Source organism: Tsukamurella paurometabola DSM 20162 (assembly GCF_000092225.1).
GTDB classification, from domain to species: Bacteria; Actinomycetota; Actinomycetes; order Mycobacteriales; family Mycobacteriaceae; genus Tsukamurella; species Tsukamurella paurometabola.
Genome location: NC_014158.1, coordinates 2,941,684 through 2,960,685 on the forward strand (window position 1 = coordinate 2,941,684; position 19,002 = coordinate 2,960,685).

17 protein-coding genes and 3 tRNA genes are annotated in these 19,002 nt (G+C 68.9%); 7 read left to right on the forward strand and 13 right to left on the reverse strand.

Annotation, left to right across the window (positions count from 1 at the left end; all coding sequences use genetic code 11):
* Positions 1-5: 5 nt before the first annotated feature.
* The gene (locus TPAU_RS14210) at positions 6-584 is read left to right on the forward strand and encodes a DUF3515 domain-containing protein (protein WP_013127452.1); all 579 of its coding nucleotides are present in this window, start codon (positions 6-8) and stop codon (positions 582-584) included.
* Here TPAU_RS14210 and TPAU_RS14215 read toward each other — a convergent pair whose 3' ends face one another.
* Positions 585-1,673: a D-alanine--D-alanine ligase family protein gene (locus tag TPAU_RS14215; RefSeq protein ID WP_013127453.1), complete on the reverse strand. Its 1,089-nt coding sequence runs from the start codon at positions 1,671-1,673 to the stop codon at positions 585-587.
* Between the two features lie 43 nt (positions 1,674-1,716).
* Positions 1,717-2,748, reverse strand: coding sequence for an NAD(P)H-dependent glycerol-3-phosphate dehydrogenase (locus TPAU_RS14220; protein ID WP_013127454.1), 1,032 nt, complete (start codon positions 2,746-2,748; stop codon positions 1,717-1,719).
* 118 nt (positions 2,749-2,866) lie between these two features.
* Here TPAU_RS14220 and cofC point away from each other — a divergent pair, with 118 nt between their 5' ends.
* From cofC to TPAU_RS14235, 3 genes are all read left to right on the forward strand, one after another.
* A complete protein-coding gene (cofC, locus tag TPAU_RS14225) occupies positions 2,867-3,541 on the forward strand; it encodes a 2-phospho-L-lactate guanylyltransferase (RefSeq protein ID WP_013127455.1) in 675 nt (224 codons plus the stop codon).
* A gap of 89 nt (positions 3,542-3,630) precedes the next feature.
* A complete protein-coding gene (locus TPAU_RS14230) occupies positions 3,631-5,745 on the forward strand; it encodes an RNA degradosome polyphosphate kinase (RefSeq protein ID WP_425358568.1) in 2,115 nt (704 codons plus the stop codon).
* Positions 5,742-6,689 carry an NUDIX hydrolase gene (locus TPAU_RS14235; protein ID WP_013127457.1) on the forward strand — a complete coding sequence of 316 codons (948 nt, stop codon included), beginning with the start codon at positions 5,742-5,744 and terminating at the stop codon, positions 6,687-6,689. The genes TPAU_RS14230 and TPAU_RS14235 overlap by 4 nt, the downstream gene beginning before the upstream one ends.
* Before the next feature lie 28 nt (positions 6,690-6,717).
* On the opposite strand, the gene TPAU_RS14240 is transcribed toward TPAU_RS14235, so the two are convergent.
* From TPAU_RS14240 to leuC, 3 genes are all read right to left on the reverse strand, one after another.
* Positions 6,718-7,425, reverse strand: coding sequence for an HU family DNA-binding protein (locus TPAU_RS14240; protein WP_013127458.1), 708 nt, complete (start codon positions 7,423-7,425; stop codon positions 6,718-6,720).
* A 169-nt stretch (positions 7,426-7,594) separates the two neighbouring features.
* Positions 7,595-8,182: a 3-isopropylmalate dehydratase small subunit gene (gene leuD / locus TPAU_RS14245; RefSeq protein WP_013127459.1), complete on the reverse strand. Its 588-nt coding sequence runs from the start codon at positions 8,180-8,182 to the stop codon at positions 7,595-7,597.
* 44 nt (positions 8,183-8,226) lie between these two features.
* Positions 8,227-9,672 carry a 3-isopropylmalate dehydratase large subunit gene (leuC, locus tag TPAU_RS14250; RefSeq protein ID WP_013127460.1) on the reverse strand — a complete coding sequence of 482 codons (1,446 nt, stop codon included), beginning with the start codon at positions 9,670-9,672 and terminating at the stop codon, positions 8,227-8,229.
* An 87-nt stretch (positions 9,673-9,759) separates the two neighbouring features.
* Between leuC and TPAU_RS14255 the strand changes: the two genes are divergently transcribed.
* On the forward strand, positions 9,760-10,485 hold the full coding sequence (locus TPAU_RS14255; RefSeq protein WP_013127461.1) for an IclR family transcriptional regulator: 726 nt from the start codon (positions 9,760-9,762) through the stop codon (positions 10,483-10,485).
* Positions 10,486-10,526: 41 nt separating this feature from the next.
* On the opposite strand, the gene TPAU_RS14260 is transcribed toward TPAU_RS14255, so the two are convergent.
* The 5 genes from TPAU_RS14260 to gltX form a co-directional block, all read right to left on the reverse strand.
* Positions 10,527-10,868 carry an inorganic pyrophosphatase gene (locus TPAU_RS14260; RefSeq protein WP_013127462.1) on the reverse strand — a complete coding sequence of 114 codons (342 nt, stop codon included), beginning with the start codon at positions 10,866-10,868 and terminating at the stop codon, positions 10,527-10,529.
* Positions 10,869-10,926: 58 nt separating this feature from the next.
* Positions 10,927-10,999, reverse strand: a tRNA-Glu gene (locus TPAU_RS14265).
* A 39-nt stretch (positions 11,000-11,038) separates the two neighbouring features.
* Positions 11,039-11,111, reverse strand: a tRNA-Glu gene (locus tag TPAU_RS14270).
* 37 nt (positions 11,112-11,148) lie between these two features.
* Positions 11,149-11,220: transfer RNA gene (locus TPAU_RS14275), tRNA-Gln, on the reverse strand.
* A 92-nt stretch (positions 11,221-11,312) separates the two neighbouring features.
* Positions 11,313-12,743: a glutamate--tRNA ligase gene (gene gltX / locus TPAU_RS14280; RefSeq protein ID WP_245537929.1), complete on the reverse strand. Its 1,431-nt coding sequence runs from the start codon at positions 12,741-12,743 to the stop codon at positions 11,313-11,315.
* Between the two features lie 134 nt (positions 12,744-12,877).
* Here gltX and TPAU_RS14285 point away from each other — a divergent pair, with 134 nt between their 5' ends.
* Positions 12,878-14,197 (forward strand): carboxylesterase family protein, encoded by a 1,320-nt coding sequence (locus TPAU_RS14285; RefSeq protein ID WP_013127464.1) that lies wholly within the window; start codon positions 12,878-12,880, stop codon positions 14,195-14,197.
* On the opposite strand, the gene TPAU_RS14290 is transcribed toward TPAU_RS14285, so the two are convergent.
* Positions 14,198-14,971, reverse strand: a complete 774-nt coding sequence (locus tag TPAU_RS14290) for a fumarylacetoacetate hydrolase family protein (RefSeq protein ID WP_013127465.1) — start codon at positions 14,969-14,971, stop codon at positions 14,198-14,200.
* Positions 14,972-15,034: 63 nt separating this feature from the next.
* Between TPAU_RS14290 and TPAU_RS14295 the strand changes: the two genes are divergently transcribed.
* A complete protein-coding gene (locus tag TPAU_RS14295) occupies positions 15,035-16,291 on the forward strand; it encodes an MFS transporter (RefSeq protein ID WP_245537796.1) in 1,257 nt (418 codons plus the stop codon).
* Positions 16,292-16,362: 71 nt separating this feature from the next.
* Here TPAU_RS14295 and TPAU_RS14300 read toward each other — a convergent pair whose 3' ends face one another.
* Positions 16,363-17,382: a 3-isopropylmalate dehydrogenase gene (locus TPAU_RS14300; RefSeq protein WP_013127467.1), complete on the reverse strand. Its 1,020-nt coding sequence runs from the start codon at positions 17,380-17,382 to the stop codon at positions 16,363-16,365.
* Complete coding sequence (gene serA / locus TPAU_RS14305) at positions 17,379-18,965, reverse strand: phosphoglycerate dehydrogenase (protein WP_013127468.1); 1,587 nt, start codon at positions 18,963-18,965, stop codon at positions 17,379-17,381. Before serA ends, TPAU_RS14300 begins: the two co-directional genes overlap by 4 nt.
* Positions 18,966-19,002: the final 37 nt, after the last annotated feature.

Below are 19,002 nucleotides of genomic sequence, written 5' to 3' on the forward strand. Positions count from 1 at the left end.
CGAACGTGGACGACACAGACGAGACCAAGGCCCCCGCGCCCCGCCCCCGCCGCAGTCCGGCTCTTCTGGCGACGGTCGTGACCCTACCGGTGGCGGTCGTGGTCTGCTTCGCGGTGTTCCTCGTCCTCGCCCAGCAGAAGCAGGATGAACTGCGCGCCAGCGCCGAGGCCGGCCATGTGAAGTCGGTAACGGCCCCGACTGCCGGGGATCCCACGTGCACGAAACTCCTCGCCGCGATCCCGGCCGAACTCGGCTCGTTCCGGCGCGATGACAGCAGCGATCCCACCGGCTTCGCGCGGTGGACCAGCGACAAGCAGGGCGCCGTCGAGGTGCGGTGCGGCACCGAGCGCCCGGCGGATCTGACCAATACCTCGAAGTTGCAGGTGGTCAACGGCGTTCAGTGGTTGCAGAGCACACCCGCGGGAGCGCCCGCACCGGACGGCGGCGCCTACTGGGCGGCGGTCGACCACCGGCCCTACGTGGTGCTGTGGGTGCCCGACGGTGCCGGCACAGCGGCGATCCAGGCCGTGTCCGACGCGATCCGGGAGAACCTGCAGGCCGCGTCACTCGACCTCGGGAACTGATCAGCGCAGGCCGGTGCCGCGCGCGAGTGCGGTGTCGATGAGCAGGCTCAGCAGTTCGGCGTAGCCGATCCCCGATTCGGCCCACATCCGCGGATACATCGATGTCGAGGTGAACCCCGGCATGGTGTTGACCTCGTTGATCACCGGCCCTTCGGCGGTCTGGAAGAAGTCGACGCGGGCCAGGCCCTGGCCGTCGAAGGCGTGGAAGGCGCGCACCGCCAGTTCAGCGATCGCGGACGTCTGCTCCTCAGTGAGATCGGCCGGCACGGTGTACTGCGCGCGATCGTCGAGGTATTTGGTCTCGAAGTCGTAGAAGGCGTGCTCCGCGTCGGCTGCCATCTCGATCTCGGCGATGGCCGAGGCGTGCACGGTGCCATCGGGGCGCTCCAGCACGCCGATCTCCACCTCCCGGCCGATCACGGCGGCCTCGATGATCACCTTCGGATCCCAGCGGCGGGCCTCGGCGATCGCGGCCGGCAGCGCCGCGAGGTCGGTGACTCGGGTGATCCCGATCGACGATCCGCCGCGAGCGGGCTTGACGAACAGCGGCAATCCCAGCCGATGCAGCACCTCCGGCGGTACCTCGGTCTCCCGCTGGCGCAGTACATGGAAGTCGCCCACCGGTAGGCCGTCGGCCGCGAGCAGCTTCTTCGCGAACTCCTTGTCCATCCCGGCGGCGGACGCCAGCACGCCCGCACCCACGTACGGCACACCCGCCATCTCCAGCAGGCCCTGCAGAGTGCCGTCCTCACCGTACGGGCCGTGCAGGACCGGGAAGACCACGTCGACGGAGCCGAGCACCGAACCGGCGGCGTCGGAGGACACCGACACCAGCTCGGCTCCGGGCAGCAGGGCGAGATCAGTGGGTCCCTCGGGCACGCTCGGCAGCGCGCGGTCGGCGAACCGCAAGCTCTGCGCGTCGGCGTCGGAGAGCACCCAGGAACCGGACTGGGTGATGCCCACGGGCACCACCTCGTACCGAGCAGGATCGAGATGGCCGAGAATGCTGCCGGCCGAGACGCACGAGACCGCATGCTCGCTGCTGCGTCCGCCGAATACCACTGCCACCTTGATCCGCGAGTCCGTCACGGCAGACCACCTTACGGGTGAACCCCAGGACGGGGCCACGTGGTTACGCTCCGCCGGGCCGGTGCCACTCTCCGCCGACGTCGCGATTGAGCAGGTCGTCGATGGCGCGCGAGACCGGCACACCGTCGTAACAGACCGCCCGCACCGCCTCGGTGAGCGGCATCTCCACGCCCACCTTACGGGCGAGGTCGGCGATCGATATGCACGACTTCGCCCCCTCGGCCACCTGTCCGTGGGCGGCGGCCTGCGCCTGCTCGACGGTCATTCCCTGACCGAGCCGGGCACCGAAGCTGAAGTTGCGCGACTGCGGCGAGCTGCAGGTGGCTACGAGGTCACCCACCCCGGCGAGACCGGCCAAGGTCAGCGGCTGCGCACCGAGGGCGGTGCCGAGCCGCAGCGTCTCGGCGAGACCGCGAGTGATGATCGCCGCCCGCGAGTTCTCGCCCAGGTTGATACCCGAGGCGATACCGCACACCAGGGCGATCACGTTCTTCGTAGCGCCGCCGATCTCGCAGCCGACCACATCGTCGTTGGTGTACGGACGGAAGTAGTCGGTGCGGGCCACGTACTGGGTGTGCTGCGCTCGGCGCTCGTTGGTCGAGGCGATCACGGCGAGAGTCGGCTGCCGCTTGGCGATCTCCTTCGCGAAGTTCGGCCCGGTGAGCACGGCGATCCGGTCGGGGTCGATGTCGGCGGCCTCGCTGACCACTTCGCTCATCCGGTTCAGGGTGCCGATCTCGATACCTTTGGCGAGGTTGAGCACGGTGATATCGGGAGGGATCAGTCCGCCCCACTCCGCCAGGTTGGTGCGCAGCGTCTGCGAGGGCACGGCAAGCACCACCAGCCCGGCACCGCGCATCGCCTCCTCGGGATCGTGTGTGGCCCTGAGGTTCTCGGGAAGCACACCTTCGGGAAGGTACTGGGCGTTGATCCGGGTCTCATTGATCTGGTCGGCGACCTCCTGGCGGCGACACCACATGGTGACCCGGTGCGCCTCCGGCCGGGTGGCCTCCGCGAAGACCTTCGCCATCGCGGTGCCGAAGGAACCGGCGCCCATCACTGCAACGTCGACCATTCGGCCACCCTTCTCGCATCGCGTACTGCATCCCGCCGGCGCGCGACGGAACCCGAGAACGAGCGTATCGTCCGCCCGCTATCGGCAGGTCACGTTCCACCCGCCTAGATTGGTGGTCATGACCGCACCGCGCGGCGCCGATGCGCCCCCCGCCATCGTGGTCGTCACCGCCGTCAAGGCGCTCGACGCCGCGAAGTCGCGGTTCGCCGCGCCCGGTGCGCACCACCGGGAAGCAGTACCCGGCCTGGTCTTGGCCATGCTGCGCGACGTGCTCGACGCGGCGCTCGCCACCCCGGGAATCGTGGCCGCCTACGTGGTCTCGCCCGATCCGGACGTCCGTGCGGCCGCCGAGCGGGCCGGAGCGCGGACCGTCGCCGAGCCGTCCCCCGGCGGCCTCAACGCCGCGCTCTCGGCCGGCGCCGCGGCGGCGCGAGCCGCGGGCGCGATCGCCGTCCTCGCTCTGCAGCCGGACCTGCCCGGCGTGACCGTCGATCAGCTGACGGCCTTCCTCGATGCCACCGTCGGTCGCCGCGCGTTCGTACCGGACCACGCGGGCACCGGCACGGCAGCGTTGTTCAGTCCGGCAGACGACGAGTTGCGTCCCGCCTTCGGGCCGGATTCGGCCGCCGCGCACGCCGCGGGCGGCGCCGTCCCCCTCGCCGGCCCGTGGCCCGGCCTGCGGACCGATATCGACACTCCCGCCGATCTGAGCGCCGGTCCCGCGCTGGGCCCGCACACGACGGCCGCGATCGCCGCCCGCGATCACGGCATCGCGTCGAACTCGCGCGGCTGATACGCCAGAATGGGACTGTGACCAACGAGCCGCAGTCCCCCGATTCCGCACCGGAACCGGCCCCGCCGACCGATCCTCCCGCCTCGGTCCTGCCCGGGCGCATCACCGCGATCCCCGCCGCCCCGCCGGCTGCGCCCACGGAGGCGGTGAGTGATCTCCCCGAGGACCGGTACCTCAACCGCGAACTCAGCTGGCTCGATTTCAACGCCCGCGTGCTGGCGATGGCCGAGGACGCCTCGCAGCCGCTGCTCGAACGCGCCAAGTTCCTCGCGATCTTCGCCTCGAACCTGGACGAGTTCTTCATGGTCCGCGTCGCCGGGCTCAAACGACGCGATCAGATGGGCCTGTCGGTCCGTTCGGCCGACGGCATGTCGCCCCGGGAGCAACTGCGCCTGATCTCCCAGCGCACCCAGGAACTCTCTCGCAAGCACGCGATGGTCTACAGCGACGCGGTGCGCCCGGAGCTGGCGGCACAGGGCATCTCGGTGTTGCGCTGGGACGAGCTGTCGGCGGAGGAGCGCGATCGGCTCGGTGAGTACTTCCACACCCAGGTCTTCCCGGTGCTCACTCCGCTCGCGGTCGATCCGGCGCACCCGTTCCCGTACATCAGCGGTCTCTCGCTGAACCTGGCCGTAGCGGTCCGCGACGCCACCTCAGGGGGCGAGCATTTCGCGCGTATCAAGGTTCCGGACAACGTCGGTCGGCTCGTGACGGTGCGGTCGGACCGGATGGACAACGCCGTGCTGCCGATGGAAGACCTGATCGCTGCACACCTCGATGTGTTGTTCCCCGGGATGACGGTAGCCGAGCACCACGTCTTCCGGATCACGCGCAACGCCGATTTCGAGGTCGAGGAGGATCGCGACGAAGATCTGCTGCAGGCGCTGGAGCGCGAGCTCGCACGCCGCCGGTTCGGCTCGCCGGTGCGTCTCGAAGTCGCCGAGGACATGTCTGAGCACATGCTGGAACTACTGCTGCGCGAGCTCGATGTGGACCCGGCCGATGTGATCACCGTTCCCGGGTTGCTCGACCTGTCATGCATGTTCCAGTTGTACGGGGTGGATCGTCCGGCGCTCAAAGACGCCCCGTTCGTCCCGGTCACTCATCCCGCGTTCGGAGAGCGTGAGACACCCAAGAGCGTGTTCGCGACCCTGCGCGAAGGCGATGTGCTGGTGCACCACCCGTACGACTCCTTCTCGACCAGCGTGCAGCGCTTCATCGAGCAGGCCGCGGCCGACCCGCAGGTGCTGGCGATCAAGCAGACCCTGTACCGCACCTCGGGAGACTCCCCGATCGTGGATGCGCTCATCGACGCCGCCGAGGCCGGGAAACAGGTGGTGGCGCTGGTGGAGATCAAGGCCCGCTTCGACGAGCAGGCCAACATCAAGTGGGCCCGGAAGCTGGAACAGGCGGGCGTGCATGTGGTCTACGGGCTGGTGGGTCTCAAGACCCACTGCAAGACCTGTCTCGTGGTGCGCCGGGAGGGCTCGCACATCCGCCGGTACTGCCACATCGGCACCGGCAATTACAACCCGAAGACGGCGCGGCTGTACGAGGACGTCGGCCTGCTCACCGCCGATCCGGATCTGGGTGCCGATCTGACCGATCTGTTCAACCGGCTCACGGGCTATTCCCGCAAGGAGGAGTACCGGAACCTGTTGGTGGCGCCGCACGGGGTGCGCTCGGGCATCATCGACCGGATCGACCGGGAGATCGATCTGCACCGCGCGGGCAAGGATTCCGGGATCCGGCTCAAGGCCAACGCGCTGGTCGACGAGCAGGTGATCGATGCGCTGTATCGCGCGAGCCAGGCCGGTGTGCCGGTCGAGGTCGTGGTCCGCGGAATCTGTGCGCTCCGGCCGGGTATGGCCGGGGTCAGTGAGAACATCACCGTGCGCTCGATTCTGGGACAGTTCCTGGAGCATTCGCGGATCCTGCACTTCCGCGGCGCCGGTGAATTCTGGATCGGTAGCGCCGACATGATGCACCGCAACCTGGATCGCCGCATCGAGGTCATGGCGCAGGTGAAGGACCCGCGACTCACCCAACAGCTCGGCGACATCTTCGACTCCGCGCTGGATCCTGCGACCCGGTGCTGGGTGCTCGACGCCGACGGCAATTGGAACGCCTCACCGGCACCGGGTGATCCGGTCCGTGACCATCAACGCGAGCTCATGCGGGCGCACCGCGCGGGGCGGCGATGAGCGCTGGCGGCAAGCGCCCGGTGGTCCACGCCGCCGGCGGCGTGCTGTGGCGTCCCGCTACCGCCGGGCCGGAGGTGGCGCTGGTGCACCGGCCGCGGTACGACGACTGGTCGCTTCCGAAGGGCCACGTCGAGCCCGATGAGCACCCCGTGGTGGGCGGGCTGCGAGAGGTGGTCGAGGAGACCGGTTTCGAGGCTCGGTTCGTACGGGCGGTGGGCAAGGTGGCCTACGACGTGCCCCGTCGCAAACGGCACGGTGGTGGCGGCGACACCGCGCGCAAACGCGTGACGTACTGGTCGGCACGTGCCGGTGACGGCGCTTTCGTGCCGAACGAGGAGACCGACGAGCTGCGCTGGGTGCCGGTACAGGCGGGTATGAAACTGCTGACCTACCCGATGGATCAGCGGATCCTGCGCGATTTCGCGCGGCAACCCGCGTCCACCGCGACGATGCTGATCGTGCGGCACGCCAAGGCCGGGCGCAAACAGGGCTATCAGGGCGACGATCTCGCGCGCCCGCTCGACCGCAACGGCCGGGCGCAGGCGGAGGCGCTGGTGGATCTGTTGGGCGCCTTCGGTCCCGGACGTCTGCTGTCGGCCCCGCCGCAGCGGTGCCTGCAGACTCTGGAGCCGCTCGCTGAGGAGACCGGGCTGGCGATCACCGAAGAGCCGACGGTCTCGGAGCGGGCCTACGCCCGCGACCCCGTGGCGGCGCACCGCCGGATCCGCGAGATCGCCCGCGAGGGCGAGCGATCGGGAGTGGTGCCCGTGGTGTGCAGCCAGGGCGGCGTGATCCCGGATCTCACAGCATGGTGGGCGAGTGTCGACGGTGTGCGCCTTCCGGCCGCCCGTAATCGCAAGGCCAGCGTGTGGGTGCTGACCACCTCCGACGGCGTGCTACTCACCGCTGATCACATCGACACGCCGCTGCCCCTGGAGCGCTGAGGCTTCCAGGGGCAGCGAGCGGGGTTCGTTACTTCTTGCCGCGCTTGGCAGGAGCCTTCTTCGCAGGCGCCTTCTTGGCGGGGGCCTTGGTTGCGGCCTTCTTGGCCGGAGCCTTCTTCGCGGGCGCGGCCTTCTTGGCCGGAGCCTTCTTGGCCGGAGCCTTCTTCGCGGGTGCGGCCTTGGTGACGGTCTTCTTCGCCGGAGCCTTCTTCGCGGGTGCGGCCTTGGTGACGGCCTTCTTCGCCGGGGTGGCCTTCTTGGCCGGAGCTGCCTTCTTCACCACGGCCTTCTTGGCAGGCGCGGCCTTCTTCGCCGGAGCCGCCTTCTTCACCGCCGCCTTCTTGGCGGGCGCGGCCTTCTTGGCCGGAGCCTTCTTCGCCGCGGTCTTCTTGGCCGCCTTGGTCGGGGTCGCGGTCGCCGAGCTGCGACGCACCGCCGGGCCGGAGGCGGGCAGCTTGGCAGCACCCGAGATCACGGCCTTGAACTGGGCACCCGGACGGAACGCGGGCACGGAAGTCGGCTTGACCTTGACGGTCTCGCCGGTACGGGGGTTACGGGCGACACGAGCGGCGCGCTTGCGCTGCTCGAAGACACCGAAACCGGTGATGGTCACGGAGTCACCGGCATGGACGGCGCGGACGATGGTGTCCACGATCGCCTCGACGGCGGCACCGGCGGTGCGTCGGTCGGTGCCCAGCTTCTCGGTGAGCTCCTCGATGAGTTCTGCCTTGTTCATGAACGCTTTTCCTCTGCAGTCGGTGGCTCACCGCTGAGCCAACTACGGATACCGTAAACGCAGGATTGCATTCAATCCAAGTGCCACGCCAGATTTGATCCAGGGTGTGTCGGAATCACGTGGGGCGGCGCCGGATCGAATCGGCACCGCCCCACGCAATTGAGTCCGCCTAAATAGTGACGGGTTTGTATGCGGGCCTGCGACTTTCGTAGTCGGCGATCGCGTCGGACTGCTGCAAAGTGGTGCCGATATCGTCCAATCCGGCCATCAGCCGATGGCGGACCGGATCGTCGATCGTGAACGGGACCACAAGATCCCCGGCGGTCACCGTGCGGTCCTCGAGGTCGACCGTGACCTCCAGTCCGGGCTCGTTCTCGAGTGCCTTCCAGAGCAGTTCCACGTTCTCCTGCTCGACCAGAGCTGCCACTAGGCCCGCCTTGCCCGAATTTCCCCGGAAGATATCGGCGAACCGCGAGGAGATGACCACGCGGAAGCCGTAGTCCATCAGCGCCCAGACGGCGTGCTCCCGGGAGCTGCCGGTACCGAAGTCCGGGCCCGCCACCAGGACCGATCCCCGGTCGTAGGGTGCCGTATTGAGAATGAAGTTGGGATCGGCGCGCCAGGCCGAGAACAGCCCGTCCTCGAATCCCGTGCGGGTGACTCGCTTCAGGTAGACAGCGGGGATGATCTGGTCGGTGTCGACGTTGGTGCGGCGCAGCGGTACGCCGATACCGGTGTGGGTGACGATGGCTTCCATCGGGTCTCTCCTAGATGCGACTGAGGTCTCGGGGCATTCGGCGATCAGGCGCCAGCGGCAGCGAGATCGGCGGGGGCCAGATCGGCAGGCGACGACAGCGTGCCGCGCACCGCGGTGGCGGCGGCCACCGCGGGCGAGACCAGATGGGTGCGGCTCCCCTTGCCCTGCCTGCCCTCGAAGTTGCGATTCGAGGTGGACGCGGAACGCTCACCGGGCGCGAGCTGATCGGGGTTCATTCCCAGGCACATCGAGCATCCGGCCTGCCGCCATTCGGCACCGGCGTCGAGGAAGATCTGCCCCAGCCCCTCCTCCTCGGCCTGCGCACGGACCCGCATCGACCCGGGTACCACCAGCATTCGCACCCCGTCGGCAACCTTACGACCACGCAGGATCTCGGCGACGGCGCGCAGATCCTCGATCCGTCCGTTGGTACAGGAGCCGACGAAGACCGTATCGACCGCGATCTCACGCAGCGGTGTGCCGGGCTCGAGCCCCATGTACTGCAGCGCCTTCGCCGCGGTCTCGCGCTCCCCGTCGGAGCCGAAGGACGCCGGATCGGGAACCGAACCGCTCAGCGGCAGGCCCTGACCGGGGTTGGTGCCCCAGGTGACGAACGGTGTCAGCGCACCGCCGTCGATGTCGATCTCCGCGTCGAAGACGGCGCCCTCGTCGGTGCGCAGGGCATCCCACGCCGCGACGGCCTCGTCCCACAGCTCGCCCTGCGGCGCGTGCTCGCGCCCTCGGATGTAGTCGTAGGTGATCTGGTCGGGCGCGATCATCCCGGCGCGGGCGCCGGCCTCGATCGACATGTTGCAGATGGTCATCCGCGCCTCCATCGAGAGCTTCTCGATGGCGCTGCCGCGGTACTCCAGCACGTATCCCTGGCCGCCGCCGGTGCCGATCTTGGCGATGATGGCCAGGATCAGATCCTTGGAGGTAACGCCCGGCTGCAGCTCGCCCGAAACATTGATGGCCATGGTCTTGAAGGGCTTGAGCGCCAATGTCTGGGTGGCCAGCACATGCTCGACCTCAGAGGTACCGATGCCCATGGCGATCGCGCCGAAGGCGCCGTGCGTGGACGTGTGACTGTCGCCGCACACCACCGTCATTCCCGGCTGAGTGAGACCGAGCTGTGGTCCCATCACGTGGACGATGCCCTGTTCGCCGTCCCCCATCGAGTGCAGGCGCACGCCGAACTCGGCGCAGTTGCGGCGCAACGTCTCGACCTGGGTGCGGGAGACTTCATCGGCGATCGGCTGGACCAGCGTGTCGGTCGGCACGTTGTGATCCTCGGTGGCGATGGTGAGATCCGGGCGGCGCACGGTGCGGCCGGCCAGGCGCAGACCGTCGAACGCCTGTGGGCTGGTGACCTCGTGCACGAGGTGCAGGTCGATGTAGATCAGGTCGGGCTCACGCGATGCGCCCTCGCCCTCCCCCTTGACGACGACGTGCTGATCCCAGACCTTCTCGGCCATGGTGCGCGGCTGCATGGATTCCACCTGCTCCTACGATCGGGCTCCGCAGAGGGACGCGGGCTGTGCGTTGAATCCCACCATGCGAGAGCTTAGTATCGAACTATGGGACAGAATAGCTCACTGGCCGATCCGACCGAAAGTCCGGCTCCGGCCCCCGTGAGCGGCATCGGAGTACTCGACAAATCGGTAGCCGTACTGCGTGCCGCCGCCGCGGAGCCGGCCAGCCTCGCCGACCTCTGCGGCCGCACCGGGCTTCCCCGCGCCACGGCGCACCGTCTGGCCGTGGGACTCGAGCTCCACGGCCTGCTCTCCCGCGACGGCGACGGCCTGTGGCGCCCCGGAACCGCGCTGCGCGAGTTGGCCGCCAGCACGACCGACACTCTGGTGGACGCGGCCGCCATGGTGCTCCCCCGGCTGCGGGAGATCACCGGAGAGTCGGTGCAGTTGTACCGCCGCGAAGGCGATCACCGCGTCTGCGTTGCAGCGGCCGAACCTCCGTCCGGCCTACGCGACACGGTACCGGTGGGCACCCGACTGCCGATGACCGCGGGCTCGGGCGCGAAAGTCCTCACCGCGTGGGCGGATGCGTCCGATACCTCGTTCAGCGACCGCACCCTGTCCGATGTCCGCAAGCGCGGCTGGGCGCAGAGCGCCGGAGAGCGAGAGGCGGGCGTGGCGAGCGTCTCTGCGCCGGTGCGCGATGCGCGCGGCGACGTGATCGCCGCGATCTCCGTCTCGGGACCCATCGATCGGATGGGCCGCCGCCCGGGTGCGCGGTGGGCCGCAGATCTTCTCCAGGCCGCGGAGGCCTTGCAACGCCGGCTGTAGATCCGCGCCGATCCGGACGAGCTCTTGCGCGGCCAGTGAATTCACCGCACCAGTCGCGCGCGGGGCAGATGGAGACGGCCGAGAAGTGCGTCCACGGCGACGATCTCGGCGATAGTGCAGTCCACCAGCAGCTTCACCTCGGTATCGCGCTTACCGCGGTCGACGGTCACGAAGGCGCCCACCACGCCGCGCCCGCGGTCCGATCCACGGAACACATCGATGCCCTGCCCGTCACCGGAGACGGTACCTGCGAGATAGCCGTAATCGACGGGATAGACGATGCCCGGATAGCGCGGGTGCGCAGTGCCATGCCGGCGATCCACGATCAGCTCGCTGGTGGCGAGCAGGCGGTCAAGAGCATCGAAGAAGTCCGGTTCGAGCACGTGCCCTCCTCGAGAACGCGAAAGGCCCGGACCGCTCGGTCCGGGCCTTTCGTCTGCGTACCCCCGATGGGATTCGAACCCACGCTACCGCCGTGAGAGGGCGGCGTCCTAGGCCGCTAGACGACGGGGGCTAGAACTGCCGATGAAGGTAGCACAACCGACATCGAACGTACCCCCGATGGGATTCGAACCCACGCTACCGCCGTGAGAGGGCGGCGTCCTAGGCCGCTAGACGACGGGGGCTAGGACACGCTTCCGCGTTCACAGAAGCGTTGTCACGCTGGCCTACCAGGACTCGAACCTAGAATGGCTGAACCAGAATCAGCTGTGTTGCCAATTACACCATAGGCCAATCACTCGCCTCGGGGATGTTTCCAACCCCGTTTTGAGCCGCGATTCAGCGTACCCACCGGAAACGGATACGCCAAATCGGCTGGTCAACCCCTACTGGTCCGTGGCACCGCCCGCAGGCACCAGAGCACGCGCCGCGGCGAGGCGCCCCAGGGTCCGTTCGCGGCCCAGCAACTCGAGCGATTCGAACAGCGGCGGACTCACGGGCGAGCCGGTGACGGCCACGCGGATCGGGGCGTACGCCTTGCGCGGTTTGAGTTCGAGTTCGTCGATCAGCGTGACCTTGAGCGCGTTCTCGATGGCCTCGGTCGTCCAGTCGTCGAGGTCCGCGAGCACCTCGGAGGCGGCGTCGAGCACCGCGCCGGCGTCGGCCTTGATGTTCTTCGCGGCCGCAGTCGGGTCGACGATGAACTCCGTCTCATCGACGTACAGGAACTTCAGCAGATCCCACGCATCCCCGAGCACCACGATGCGGGTCTGCACGAGGTCGGCGGCGGTGACGAACTCGGGCCCGAGCTGCGCATCGCTCACATGCCCACGCTCGATCAGGAACGCCCGCAGGCGGGCGGCGAAGTCCTCGGCGGAGAGCAAACGGATGTGCTCGGCATTGATCGCATCGGCCTTCTTCTGGTCGAATCGGGCCGGGTTCGAGTTCACCCGGTGCACATCGAACGCGGCGATCATCTCGTCGAGGCTGAAAACGTCGTTGTCGGCGGAGATCCCCCAGCCGAGCAGTGCGAGGTAGTTGAGCAGCCCCTCCGGGATGAAGCCTCGGTCCCGGTGATGGAAGAGGTTCGACTGCGGATCGCGCTTGGAGAGCTTCTTGTTGCCCTCCCCCATGACGAATGGCAGATGCCCGAACTCCGGCGTGAATTCGGCCAGCCCTACCTTCTGCAGTGCCTCGTACAGCGCGATCTGCCGCGGGGTGGAGCTGAGCAGATCTTCTCCGCGGAGCACGTGGGTGATCTTCATCAATGCGTCGTCGACGGGGTTGACCAGGGTGTAGAGCGGATCGCCGTTCGCCCGCGTCAACGCGAAGTCCGGCACGCTCCCGGCGGCGAAGGTGGTCTCGCCGCGCACCATGTCGTTCCACGCCAGATCATGGTCGGGCATCCGCAGCCGCACCACGGGGCTGCGACCCTCAGCGACGTACGCCGCCTTCTGTTCCGCTGTGAGGTCGCGGTCGAAATTGTCGTACCCCAGCTTCGGATTGCGACCGGCGGCCACGTGCCGCGCCTCCACCTCTTCGGGCGTGGAGAAGGCCTCGTACGCGAGCCCGGCGTCGAGCAACCTCCGCACCACGTCGAGGTGCAGCTCCCTACGCTCGGACTGCCGGTAGGGACCGTACGGGCCGCCCACCTCGGGCCCCTCGTCCCAATCCAGCCCCAGCCAGCGCAACGATTCCAGGATCGCGGCATAGCTTTCCTCACTGTCGCGGGCGGCGTCGGTGTCCTCGATGCGGAAGACGAAGGTGCCGCCGGTGTGGCGGGCGTGCGCGAAGTTGAACAGCGCGGTGCGCACCATGCCCACATGCGGGGTGCCGGTGGGCGACGGGCAGAAACGCACGCGCACGGCGCGATCGGTCGGGTTCGAGGGCAGTTCAGTCACGGCTACCAGGGTAGTCGCCGCACACCGGGCGACCGGCCTAGCCTCGGGATATGACCGAACGCATCGCCGTGACCGAGTCGGGAACGGTGCGCGGCACCGTCGCTCACGGAATCGCCACGTACCGCGGCATCCCGTACGCGGCATCACCCGTCGGGTCGCTGCGCTTCGCGCCACCGCAGCCGTGCGAGCCGTGGGCGGGCGTCCTCGACGGCGCGCACGCCGGGCCGTCGGTGCCGCAGGGACCGTCCCGGCTGGAGGCGGTGATGGGGCGGCGCGTGCCGGATTGGGACGAGGACGGCTGTCTCACCCTGAACGTCTGGGCCCCGGACGGCGCCGCGGACCGCCCGATCCTGCCGTGGTTCCACGGGGGTGGGTTCACCAGCGGCAGCGGCGGTTGGGACTGGTACGACGGTGCGCAGCTCGCCGGGGCCGGCGACATCGTGGTGGTCACGGCGAACTATCGCGTGGGACCGCTGGGCTTCATCCACCATCCGGACCTCGGCGCAGACAATCTCGGCATCCAGGACCAGGCCCGGGCGCTGAATTGGGTGGCGCGCAATGCCGCCGCGTTCGGCGCAGATCCGGCGCGGATCACCGTGGGCGGCCAGTCCGCCGGGGCGTATTCGGCTCTGTACCTGGCACTGTCCCCAGCGACCGCCTCCCGAGTGCATGCGGTGCTCGCGCAGAGCGGGCCGTTCGGGATGGCGCCACAGCCCGAGGACGAGGCCGTCGCCCGCGCCGATCGCTACGTGGCGCTCGCAGGAGTCGACGATCCGGCAGCGCTGCGCGGGCTGGCGGCAGCTCAGTTGCTCGACGCGTATCGCGACCTGGCCGGGGTGACCTCGATACCGGGCACCGTGGCACCGCCGATGTATCCGGTACTGGGCGGATTCGGAACCGAGCGGCCGTGGGAGGAGTCGCTCGATGCCGGCGCGCTCAATGGCAAGGCGCTGATGATCGGGACGGTACGCGACGAGATGACGGCCTTCCGCGCGGTCGATCCGCGCCACGCCCGCGACCGGAACGCCGAGAGCGCGGCGGGGGACGCCCTCTTCGGCATCCGATCGATCGCCGACCGGCACGCCGATGCCGGAAACCTCGTGTACGCGTATCGCTTCGACCGCGCCACGACACCGGACCCGACCGGGCTCGGCGCCACGCACTGCGCGGACCTGCCGTTCGCTTTCAACACACTCGACAGCTATGCCGGCGCAGCGATGCTCGGCGACGTGAGCGCCGCGGATCGCGCACTGGCCCGGCGGTTCTGCGGCGCCGTCGCCGGCTTCGTCGCGACGGGACGTCCCGGCGCCCCGGCGTGGGAGCCGTACCGCCCGGGCGAGCCCGGGACGGCGGCGATCATCGACCGGTGATCAGCGGTCCTCGGCAAGGCTGGTGAGCGTGCCGATGCCTTCGACGGTGACCGCCACCTGCTGGCCGGCACGGATCGGCCCGACGCCCTCGGGGGTACCGGTGAGGATCACGTCACCGGGGAGCAGGGTCATCACCGAGGAGATCCACTCCACGATGTCGCCGATCGAGTGGATCATCAGCGAGGTGCGGGAGTCCTGTTTGATCTCGCCGTCGAGTTCGGTGTAGATCCGCGCATCCGACGGGTCGAAATCCGTCTCGATCCAGGGCCCCAGCGGGCAGAAGCTGTCGTAACTCTTGGCGCGGGTCCATTGGCCGTCGTGCGCCTGCTGATCGCGGGCGGTCACGTCGTTGGCCACGGTGTAGCCGAGGATGACGTCCTTGGCGCGTGCGGCGGCGACATCGCGGCAGGGCTGGCCGATCACCACGGCGAGCTCGCCCTCGTAGTCCACCTGCTGGGAGTTGCGCGGCAGCTTGATCGGAGCCAGCGGCCCGACGATCGAGGTATTGGGCTTGATGAAGATGACGGGATCCTTGGGCGCCTCGCCGCCCATCTCAGCGGCATGCGCCGCGTAGTTCTTGCCGATGCAGATCACCTTGCTGGCCAGAATCGGGGCGAGCAGTCGCACATCGTCGAGTGCCCAGCTACGGCCGGTGAACTCCGGTGTGCCGAAGGGATGTTCGGAGATTTCGCGGGCACGGGCACCGTCGTCCGGGTCACCCTCGATGGCCGCGAACGCGACTCCGTCACTGCTGGCGATTCGTGCAAGGCGCATGAGGCGAGCCTACCGGTCGACCGGAATACTTCGATCAGCTAGGCTTTGTCTCAGATGTTAAGCATGTCGTCTCATCAGTTGGGAGTCGCGATGGAGATGTCCGCCGCCCGCCGCTGGTGGATCCTGGCGGTCTCGATGACCGCCGCGATCACCACCACCGCCACCGTGAACTGCACGGCGTTCCTCCTCCCCCAGCTCATCCGCGACGGGCTCAGTCCACAGCGTGCCGGGGTGTTCGCCGCTGCCGCGCCCGCGGGCCTGCTCCTGACCACGATCCTGTGGGGGGCGATGATCGACCGCTACGGCGAGCGCCGCGTGCTGCTGGTGAGCCTTGCCAGCGCCACCGCCGGACTGGCCGGCACCGTCGCGGCGTTCGCCGCGCACCTTCCGCTACCGATGGTGGCGATCGGACTCTTCGTCTCGTCCGCGATGGCGGCGAGCGGGAACGGAGCGAGCGGTCGCATCGTGGTGGGGTGGTTCCCCGCATCGAGTCGCGGCACCGCGATGGGCATCCGGCAGACCTCGCAACCGCTGGGCATCGCGATCCTGTCGCTGACCATGCCGCTGCTGGCGAACCGGGTCGGCCTCACCGCGGCCATGACCGTACCGCTCGTGGTCGCCGCGGTGTCCCTGATCCTGGTGTGGGCGTTCATCGTCGACCCGCCGCGCCCCGAATCCGGTGCGGCCGCTATCGAGGCGCGGACGAATCCCTATCGCGAGGACTCGTTCCTTGCTCGCATCCACGCAGTCTCGCTGCTGCTCGTGCTGCCGCAGGGCGCGATATGGACATGGGGCATCACATGGCTGATCGTCGGCCTGAACTGGGCACCGGCCACCGCCGGACTGCTGGTCTCCGCCAGCCAGCTGTGCGGTGCCCTAGGCCGGATCGCGGCGGGCGCCTGGTCGGACCGGCTGGGATCGCGCACCGCGCCGATCAAGTGGATCGCGCTGGGAGCAGCCGCGGCAATGGGTGCACTGGGCGCACTCACCGCCGTCGGGTCTCCGATCGCGGTGGCGGTGTTCCTGATCGCGTCGGTGGTCACCGTCGCCGATAACGGCCTGGCCTTCACCGCGATCGCCGAGAAGGCCGGCCCGTATTACAGCGGACGCGCGTTGGGAATCCAGAACACCGGGCAGTTCATCGTGACCACCGCCGCGGGGCCGGTCCTGGGAACCCTGATCCACGCCACCGGCTTCGCCGCGGCCTTCGCCATCGTCGCCCTCGCGCCGCTGATCGCCTACCCGTTGGTGCCCTCCGACGCGAAGCCCGCGGACGTGCCGGAACATCCCGAGGCGGCACCGTCGACCCCCACCACCTGACTTAACAGCGTTAGCCCACACCGCTTCCTGGGGAAACAGTATGGGCTAACGCTGTTAAGCCGGAGTGGCTGCTAGACGCTGAGGGTGGCGGCGATGCGGTCGCCGACCTCGACGGTGCGGACCGGGGCGTCACCGCGCGCCTCGAGATCGGCCGCGACGGCCGTCTCGATGCGCTGCGCGCCGTCCTCGTTCCCGAGGTGACGCAGCAGCATCGCCGCGGACAAGATGGCCGCTGTCGGGTCCGCGATCCCCTGGCCCACGATGTCGGGCGCACTGCCGTGTACGGGCTCGAACATGGACGGATTGGTGCCGGTCGCGTCGATGTTGCCCGACGCGGCGAGACCGATACCGCCGGAGATCGCGCCCGCCTCGTCGGTGAGGATGTCGCCGAACAGGTTGTCGGTGACGATCACGTCGAATCGCGACGGATCGGTCACCAGGTAGATGGTGGCCGCGTCGATGTGGCTGTAATCCACTGCGACATCGGGGAACTCGCGTCCGACCTCGTCGACGGTGCGCTGCCACAGGCCGCCGCCGTAGACCAGCACGTTGGTCTTGTGCACCAACGTCAGCTTCTTGCGGCGGGTCTGTGCGAGCGCGAAGGCGTAACGCACCACGCGCTCGGCGCCGAAACGCGTGTTCACCGAGGTCTCGTTGGCCACCTCGTGCGGGGTGCCCACGCGGATCGCGCCGCCGTTGCCCGTGTACGCACCCTCGGTGCCCTCGCGGACCACCACGAAGTCGATCTCACCAGGGTTCTTCAGGGGCGATTCCACGCCGGGGAACAGCTTGGAGGGCCGCAGATTCACGTGATGGTCGAGCGCGAAGCGCATCTTCAGGAGCAGACCGCGCTCGAGCACGCCCGGCGGCACCTTGCGCGGATCGCCGATGGCGCCGAGCAGGATCGCGTCGTGCTCGCGTAGCGATGCCAGATCCTCGTCGGTCAGCAGCTCACCGTTGCGCTCATAGCGACGCGAACCCAGGTCGTAGTCGGTGGTCTCGATATCACCGGCCACCACGCGGAGCACCTTGAGTGCCTCCGCCACCACCTCGGGGCCGATACCGTCCCCACCGATCACCGCGAGCTTCACGACAGGTCCACCTGCACCACGGTGGTGGCCGAGACGGCGTCGCTGATCTTCTGCTGCACATCGGCCGGGACCGGCTGGCTCACGCGCAGCAGCACGGTGGCGCCGTTGCCCTCGGCGTCCTGACTCAGCGCAGCGGCCTGGATGTCGATGCCCGCGTCACCCAGGACGGTGCCCAGCTTGCCCAGCGAGCCGGGCTGATCCGGGTACGCGACGTACAGGTTGAGGCCCTCGGCTCGCAGGTCGAAGTTGCGGCCGTTGATGTTGGTGACCTTCTGCACCTGACCGAGGCCGGACAGGGTGCCGGAGACGTTGTGCACGGTGCCATCGCCGTACACGGCACGCACATCCACGAGGCTGCGGTGGTTGGGGCTCTCCGAGAGCTTCTCCAATTCGGCGCTCACACCGCGCTCCTCGGCCAGCGCGGGAGCGTTGACGAAGGTGACGGCGTCCTCGATGACGGCCGAGAACAGGCCGCGCAGGGCCGAGAGCTGCAGGATCTCGACGTTCTCACTGGCGAGCTCGCCGCGCACCGTGACGCCGACCTTCTCCGGCAGCGGGCCGGGCAGGCCGCCGAGCACCACGCCGAGCTTGCGGGTGAGCTCAAGCCAGGGCGCGACCTCCTCGTCGACGGCGCCGCCCTTGACGTTCACGGCATCCGGGACGAATTCGCCGGCGAGCGCGAGCTGCACGCTCTTGGCGACGTCGGTGCCGGCGCGGTCCTGGGCCTCGGAGGTGGAGGCGCCGAGGTGCGGGGTCACGACGACCTGCGGGAGTTCGAACAGCGGGCTGTCCGTGCAGGGCTCGGTCTCGAAGACGTCGAGGCCGGCGCCGAAGACGTGGCCCGAGGTGATGGCATCGGCGAGCGCCTGCTCGTCGACGAGGCCGCCGCGGGCGGCGTTGACGATGATGACGCCCTTCTTGGTCTTGGCCAGCAGCTCGCGGCCGATGAGGCCCTTGGTCTCCGGGGTCTTGGGCAGGTGCACGGTGATGAGGTCGGCGCGCTCGACGAGCTCGTCGAGGGTCACCAGCTCGATGCCGAGCTGCGCGGCGCGGGCCGGGCTCACGTAGGGGTCGTAGGCGATGATCTTGGTCTCGAAGGCGGCCAGGCGCTGCGCGACGAGCTGGCCGATGCGGCCCATGCCCACCACACCGACGGTCTTGCCGAAGATCTCGACACCGTTGAACTTGCTGCGCTTCCACTCGTGTTCGCGCAGGGTGGCATCGGCGGCGGGGATCTGTCGCGCGGTGGCCAGCAGCAGCGCGACCGCGTGCTCGGCGGCGGTGTGGATGTTCGAGGTGGGCGCGTTCACCACCAGCACACCGCGCTCGGTGGCGGCGGGCACGTCGACGTTATCGAGGCCGACGCCGGCGCGGGCCACGATCTTCAGCTTGGTGGCGGCCGCGAGGACCTCGGCGTCGACGGTGGTCGCCGAGCGCACGAGCAGCGCGTCGGCCTCGGGGACCGCGGCCAGCAAAGCGGGACGGTCCGGACCGTCGACCCGCTTCACCTCGACGCCGTCGCCGAGCGCCTCCACAGTCGACGGTGCCAGCTTGTCGGCGATCAATACCACGGGACGGCTCACTTGCGCTCCTCAATCAGGGTGCCGGTTGTGGCCTGAA